Genomic DNA, 6,748 nt, shown 5'->3' with positions numbered 1-6,748 from the left:
GTTCGACCGCCGCCAGCAGCAACTCGAGGTCGGCTCCGATGTCTTCGTCGATCTCCTTCTTGGCCGCGACCGGCGCGGTGACGTCCTCGCGATACGTCGGCTGCAGCTGCTTCTTGCAGTGGTCGACGATCGAGTTGATCTCGGCGTCGGTGACGTAGGCGCCCTGCATGCGGGCCGGTTTGGAGGCACCCATCGGCAGGAACAGGGCATCGCCCTTGCCCAGCAGCTTCTCGGCGCCCGGCTGGTCGAGGATGACCCGCGAGTCGGCGAGCGACGACGTCTTGAAGCCGAGCCGCGACGGCACGTTGGCCTTGATCAGACCGGTGACGACGTCGACCGACGGACGCTGCGTGGCGATGACGAGGTGGATGCCAGCGGCGCGGGCGAGCTGGGTGATGCGCACGACCGAGTCCTCGACGTCGCGCGGGGCGACCATCATCAGATCGGCGAGCTCGTCGATGATCACGAGCAGGTAGGGGTAGGCCTGGTAGACCCGCTCGGAGCCGGGCGGCGCCTTCAGCTCCCCGTTGTGCACCTTGCGGTTGAAGTCGTCGATGTGCCGCACGCCCGAGGTCTCCATGTCCTCGTAGCGCATGTCCATCTCGCGCACGACCCACTGCAGCGCGTCGGCCGCCTTCTTGGCGTTGGTGATCACCGGCGTGACTAGGTGCGGGATGCCCTGGTAGGCCGCGAACTCGACCCGCTTCGGGTCGATCAGCACCATGCGCACCTGGTCGGGCGTGGCCCGGGTGAGGATCGACAGGATCAGCGTGTTGATGCAGCTCGACTTGCCCGCGCCGGTGGCACCGGCGACCAGCAGGTGCGGCATGCGGGTCAGGTTGGCGACGACGAAACCGCCCTCGACGTCCTTGCCCAGCGCCACCAGCATCGGGTGCTGGTCGCGCTGCGCGACCTGGGACCGCAGCACGTCGCCGAGCATGACCAGTTCGGGATCGGCGTTGGGGATCTCGACCCCGACCGCACTCTTGCCCGGGATCGGGCTGAGGATGCGCACCTCGGCGCTCTTCACCGCGTAGGCGATGTTGCGGGTCAGGTTGGTGATGCGCTCGACCTTCACGCCGGGGCCGAGCGTGACCTCGTAACGGGTGACCGTCGGGCCCCGGTTGAAGCCGGTGACCGCGCAGTCGACGTCGAATTCCGAGAACACCTGCTGCAGGGCGGCGATCACCTCGTCGTTGGCCTTGGTGTGCTCGAGGTGCGGAGCGCCCTTCGCGAGATCCTTGATCGGCGGCAGGGTGTACATGCCGCCGCCACCGGAGAGCTCGAGCTGGATCGGACGGTCGATCGGCGGCAGGTCGGGCTCGACCGGCTTGGTCCGCGGCTTGCGCGGCTTGACCGTCGGGATGGCCGCGGTGGCGTCGTCGTCTGGCGCGATCTGCTCGGTGGCGCTGTCGGCGTCGGCGACCGGCGGCGGGGTGCGGCGGCGGCGCGGCTTGCGCACGGTCTCGTCGACCTCGGGGTCGACCTCGGGCAGCGCCGTCGCCTCGCCGCGGCCGAACCCGGTGAGGGTGCGGACGTAGTCGACGAGGACGCTGATCGGGGTGGCCGTGAGCACGAGGATGCCGAAGACGCCGACCACGGCGAGCAGCGGCACGGCGATGACCGCGGACAGCCCGTGGGACAGCGGGGCGCCGACGGCGGTGCCGATGAGCCCGCCCGCGTGGGCGCGCCCGGCGGCGGTGGTCGGGCTGGCGGCCCAGACGTCGAACAGGCCGAGGACGGCCAGCAGCAGTGCGGCGCCACCGACCACGACCCGGCCGCGGGCCTTCGGCTCGGGCGCCTGGCGCAGCATGTGCCCGCCACCGGCGATCAGCGCGATCGGCAGCAGCACGGCGCCGTTGCCGAGCACCGCCCGGCAGGCGGTGTCGATGAGGTGGCCGATCGGACCGGCGGCGGTGAACCAGATCGCCATCACGCTGATCAGCCCGAAGGCGAGCACGCCGAGCGCGGCGCCGTCGCGGCGGTGGGCGGGGTCCAGCTCGCGGGCGGTGGCGGCGTTGCGGCCGGCCGCACGGGCGAGGCTGCCGAGCACGGCCGCCAGGCTGCGCCACACGGCCGCGACCGCCCTGGCCGCGCCGACGAACGGCGCGGCGGCGGGCGATCGGCCCGAGCGCTTCGCCGCGGGCCGGGTCGTCCGTCCGGTCGACTTGCGCGCCGGCGGTCGGGGCTTCGTTCCGGTAGCTGCCACCGAGCAACCCTAACGCTGAACTTCAGGGTTGTCGGGAGGCGCGCGAGGCTAGAGCCCGGCGGCGGCGAGATCCTCGCGCAGGTGGCTGAGTTCGTGGTCGGTGGCGTCCATCAGCGGCAGCCGCACCCCGCCGACGTCCAGACCGCGCGACCGCAACCCGGCCTTCACCAGCACGGTGCCGGGGAGCTTGAAGATGCCGGTGTAGATGGGCAGCAACTGCCGGTGCAGCCGCAGCGCCTCGGCGGTGTCCCCCCGCTCGAAGGCCTCGACGAGGGCCTTGGTCTGCGGCCCGCAGAAGTGGGTGGAGGTGCCGACCACGCCGCACGCGCCGATCGAGAGCAACGGCAGGGTCTCGGCGTCGCTGCCGGCGTAGAAGGCGAGGTCGGTCTCGGCCATGACCAGCGACGACGCCGTGAAGTCGCCCTTCGCGTCCTTCACCCCGATGATGCGCTCGTGCTCGGCGAGCGTGATCATCGTGGCCGGCTCGATCGGGATGCCCGACCGCCCCGGGATGTCGTAGAGCAGCACGGGAAGGTCGGTGCTGTCGGCGACGGCCCGGAAGTGCGCGAGCAGCCCGGACTGTTGCGGTCGCGAGTAGTACGGCGTGACGACCAGCAGCCCGTGGGCGCCGGCCTTGGCCGCCTGCTCGGCCAGGTGGATGGTGTGGACCGTGTCGAAGGTGCCGACCCCGGCCACGATGTGGGCGCGATCGCCGACCGCATCGGCCACTGCGGCGATGAGCTCGGCCTTCTCGCCGTCGGTGGTCGTCGGCGACTCGCCACCGGTGCCGTTGATGACGAGGCCGTCGTTGGCCTGCTCGTCGACGAGATACGTCGCCAGCTCGACGGCCTTCTTCAGGTCGAGCGCCCCGGACACGTCGAACGGGCTGACCATGGCCGTGAGCACGCGCCCGAACGGGCGGCGCGACGTGTCTGTTTCCACGGGGCGAGAATACCCGCCCCGTCCGCCGATTACGGGAGTCAGCCTTCGCTGACCATCGGGCTGGAGGCGACCTCGGTGCCGTCGGGCAGCGCGGTGATCTCGAAGTCGGCGAAGGCGTTGGGCGCGATGCGCTTCAGCTCGCGCAGGCACGAGATCGCCAGGGCGCGGATCTCGACGTCGGCGTGCTCGGAGGCCCGCATGGCCACGAAGTGGCGCCAGGCCCGGTAGTTGCCGGTGACCACGATGCGGGTCTCGGTGGCGTTGGGCAGCAGGGCCCGCGCGGCCTGACGGGCCTGCTTGCGCCGCAGCGTCGCGTGCTCGACGTCGGCGAACTTCTTCTCGAGCCCTTCGAGCAGTTCGGTGTAGGCCGCGACCGCCGCCTCGGAGGCCGCCACGAACTTGGCGTGCAGCTCCGGGTCGTCGGCGATGACGTCGGGCTCGACCATCGCGGCGTCCTTCTCCGGGACGTAGCGCTGCGAGAGCTGGGAGTAGCTGAAGTGCCGGTGCCGGATCAGCTCGTGGGTGAGCGAGCGCGAGATGCCCGACAGGTAGAACGTGACCGAGCCGTGCTCGAGCACCGACAGGTGGCCGACCTCGAGGATGTGGTGCAGGTAGCCGGCATTCGTGGCGGTGGCCGGGTTCGGCTTCTTCCACGACTGGTAGCAGGCCCGGCCGGCGAACTCGGCGAGGGCCTCGCCGCCATCGGTGTCGGTCTCCCACGGCACGTCGGCCGGGGGCTCGAAGTGGGTCCAGGCGATGGCCTGCACCTTCAACGGGACGATGTCGGGCACGCGGGCTCCTGCAACGGTGACGAGCGGTTCGGTGGGTCAGAGCCTAACCGCCGGGGCCGGCACCCGAGGCCGCGGCGCGCTGCGACGGCACACCGTTGCGATGACGTCAAGGTGATGTCATAGTGATGTCATGCATCTCGACCAGCATCTCGTCCAGGTCCAGGACCAGCTCACCGCCGCCGCCGCGCTCGGTGACGACCGCACCAAGGACATCGCCGCCGCGCTGGCCACCGCGGCCACCCCGGCCGTCCGGCTCGCCGTGCTCGACGCGGTGTCCGCCGCCGCCGACGAGATCACCGCCGCCCTGCTGGACTACCCCGGCTCCCCCGCCGTCACCGTCCGTCTCGACGGCGACGAGATCCACATCGGGGTGCAGCCGATGGCTGCGACGGCCGAGGCACCGGGCGGCGAGGCGCGCCGAGACGACGACGCGAGCGCCAGAATCTCCCTGCGGCTCTCCGAAGCGCTCAAGACCGAGGTCGACGAGGCCGCCGCCCGCGACGGCGTCTCGGTCAACACCTGGTTGGTCCGGGCCGCGACGAACGCCCTGCACCCGGGTCCGTTCGGGGGGCTCGGGGCCGGCCTGTTCGGCAGTGGTGGCCCGTTCGGTCCCGGCGGCTTCGGCGGGCACAGCGGCCCCGGCAGCGGCCACAAGCGTGGCGAGCACGGCGGCCGGGTCACCGGCTGGATCAACGGCTGACCATCCCACGACCTCAGGAGAACTCATGAACGCCGGCGCCACCCACGCCTTCCCGCTCAGCGGGCCGATCAATCTCTCCGTCCGGCTCGGGCACGGCTCGGCCGTCGTCGTCGCCATGGACGATCTCGCCGAGGCCACCGTCGAGATAACGCCCCGCGAGGGCACGGCCGACCTCGCCGAGCGGATGACCGTCGAGATGTCCGGCCCCACGCTCACCGTGCACGCGCCGCGCCAGGGCGGCCTGGCCGACCTCATCGCGCCGTGGCGTCCGCAGGGCAAGGCCGGCGTCGACGTCGTCATCACCGTGCCGAGCGGCACCGCACTGAAGGCGGCGACCTTCACTGCGTCGGTGACGACCAAGGGACGGCTCGCGGGTGCCGACGTCGCCACCGGATCCGGGACCATCACGCTCGACGAGATCGACGGCGACCTGACCCTGCGCTACGGCAGCGCCGACAGCTCCACCGAGCGGGTCACCGGTTCGGTCGTCGTCCGCTCCGGCTCGGGCAACGCCCGCTTCGGCGAGGTGCTCGGCGATCTGGTGTCGGGCTGCGGCAACGGCCGCCTCGAGGTGGGCGAGGTGCGTGGCAACGTCAAGGCGCGGTCCGGGGCCGGCGAGGCCCACCTGGACGCCGTGCACGGCGACGTCGATCTCGCCAGCGGGTCGGGGCCGATGAGCATCGGCCTGCCGGCCGGCGTGCCGGTGAAGGTCGATGTCACGACCGGCTCGGGCACGGTGCGCTCGGAGCTGCCGATCGAGGAGCGGCCGTCGAGCAAGGCAGGGGCGATTACCGTCCGCGCGCGCACCGGCAGCGGCGACGTGCGCCTGTTCCGCGCCGCGACCGCCGCCTGATCACCCGACCGCCGCGGCGAGCGCCGGGGACAGGTCGCCGCGCGGCATGACCTCGATGCCCGACAACCCCTGCCACGCCGCGACGAGTTCGAGTTCCTCGGCCAGCTCGGCCGCGACACGGCCGGGATCGGCGCCCGGCTCGAGCCAGGCGCTCTGCACCCGCAGCACGCGCGCCTGCCGGTCGGACTTGAGGTCGACCCGCCCGACCAGCGATTCGTCGAGCAGGAACGGCAGCACGTAGTAGCCGAAGCGACGCTGCGCGGCCGGGGTGTAGATCTCGATGCGGTAGTGGAAGTCCCAGAGCCGCTCGGTGCGCTCGCGGAACCAGACCAGCGAGTCGAACGGCGAGAGCAGCGCGCGGGCGTGGACCCGGCGCGGGCGGCGCGCCTCGTGCCAGATGTAGGCCGGCGCGCGCCAGCCGTCGACCTCGACCGGCACGAGTTCGGCGGACTCGACGAGGTCGACGATCGCCGCCTTGGTCGCCGCGCTGGAGATGCGGAAGTAGTCGCGCAGGTCGGCCTCGGTGGCCACCCCCAATGCGCGCGCCGAGATGCGCACCAGATCGCGCTTCGCGTCGTCCTCGGACGGGGTGGGCACGGCCAGCACGCCGGTCGGTAGCACCCGCTCGGTGAGGTCGTAGTAGCGCTCGAAGTTCACCCGCTTCGAGGTCGTGACGACGCCCTTGTAGAACAGGTACTCGAGCGCGGTCTTTCCCTCGTGCCAGTTCCACATGTGGCCCGGTCGCGGCGCGGGCCGTGGGATGCCGGTGTCGCCAGCGACGATCGGGCCCTGCTGCTCGACGAGTTGCAGGACGTCGTCGAGCAGCGCCGGGTTGTCACGGGCGATGCGGCGGATGCCGTCCCAGGACTCGACGTGCACCCGATCCATCCGCCAGCGCAGCAGGGGCTGGAACTCGAGCGGCACGAGCGACGCGGCGTGGGCCCAGTACTCGAACATGATCGGACGCGTCGGGGCAGCGGTGTAGGCGGTGAGCCGGTCGAGCACCTTGTGCGGGTACGGACCGAGCCGGGCGAACACCGGTAGGTAGTGGCTGCGGGAGAAGACGTTCACCGAGTCGATCTGCAGCAGGGCCACGCGGTCGAGCACCCGCTTGATGTGCCTGGCGTCGATCCGGCCGGTAGGACGCGGCTCGGCGAAGCCCTGGGCCGCGAGCGCGATGCGGCGCGCGTGATCGGGGGTGAGCCGGGCTGGGGGCGGTCCGGGGTGCGCCATGCGCCGGACCCTAGTGAGCC

General features: G+C 71.9%; 6 protein-coding genes. 2 read left to right on the top strand and 4 right to left on the bottom strand.

Annotated features, from left to right (window positions below):
* The 3 genes from VGN18_RS02425 to thyX form a co-directional block, all read right to left on the bottom strand.
* Positions 1-2,209, bottom strand: a 2,209-nt coding sequence (locus VGN18_RS02425) for an FtsK/SpoIIIE family DNA translocase (RefSeq protein ID WP_327538035.1), incomplete at its 3' end; no start/stop codon positions are given.
* A gap of 48 nt (positions 2,210-2,257) precedes the next feature.
* Entirely contained in the window at positions 2,258-3,151 is an 894-nt protein-coding gene (dapA, locus tag VGN18_RS02420; RefSeq protein ID WP_327538034.1) for a 4-hydroxy-tetrahydrodipicolinate synthase, read from the bottom strand.
* 38 nt (positions 3,152-3,189) lie between these two features.
* Positions 3,190-3,942 carry an FAD-dependent thymidylate synthase gene (thyX, locus tag VGN18_RS02415; protein ID WP_327538033.1) on the bottom strand — a complete coding sequence of 251 codons (753 nt, stop codon included), beginning with the start codon at positions 3,940-3,942 and terminating at the stop codon, positions 3,190-3,192.
* A gap of 130 nt (positions 3,943-4,072) precedes the next feature.
* On the opposite strand from thyX, the gene VGN18_RS02410 reads away from it, so the two are divergent.
* A complete protein-coding gene (locus VGN18_RS02410; protein WP_327538032.1) occupies positions 4,073-4,642 on the top strand; it encodes a toxin-antitoxin system HicB family antitoxin in 570 nt (189 codons plus the stop codon).
* A gap of 25 nt (positions 4,643-4,667) precedes the next feature.
* On the top strand, positions 4,668-5,495 hold the full coding sequence (locus VGN18_RS02405) for a DUF4097 family beta strand repeat-containing protein (protein ID WP_327538031.1): 828 nt from the start codon (positions 4,668-4,670) through the stop codon (positions 5,493-5,495).
* On the opposite strand, the gene VGN18_RS02400 is transcribed toward VGN18_RS02405, so the two are convergent.
* Complete coding sequence (locus tag VGN18_RS02400; RefSeq protein ID WP_327538030.1) at positions 5,496-6,728, bottom strand: winged helix-turn-helix domain-containing protein; 1,233 nt, start codon at positions 6,726-6,728, stop codon at positions 5,496-5,498.
* Positions 6,729-6,748: the final 20 nt, after the last annotated feature.

Origin of the sequence: Jatrophihabitans sp. (assembly GCF_036000465.1) — a bacterium.
Classification (GTDB): Bacteria; Actinomycetota; Actinomycetes; order Mycobacteriales; family Jatrophihabitantaceae; genus Jatrophihabitans.
This window is presented reverse-complemented; position numbering and strand designations above follow the sequence as displayed.

Excerpts from the sequence above, each read along its gene's own strand:
- VGN18_RS02410 (WP_327538032.1), top strand. The coding sequence starts at position 4,073 with ATGCATCTCGACCAGCATCTCGTCCAGGTCCAGGACCAGCTCACCGCC.
- VGN18_RS02405 (WP_327538031.1), top strand. The coding sequence starts at position 4,668 with ATGAACGCCGGCGCCACCCACGCCTTCCCGCTCAGCGGGCCGATCAAT.
- VGN18_RS02400 (WP_327538030.1), bottom strand. The coding sequence starts at position 6,728 with ATGGCGCACCCCGGACCGCCCCCAGCCCGGCTCACCCCCGATCACGCG.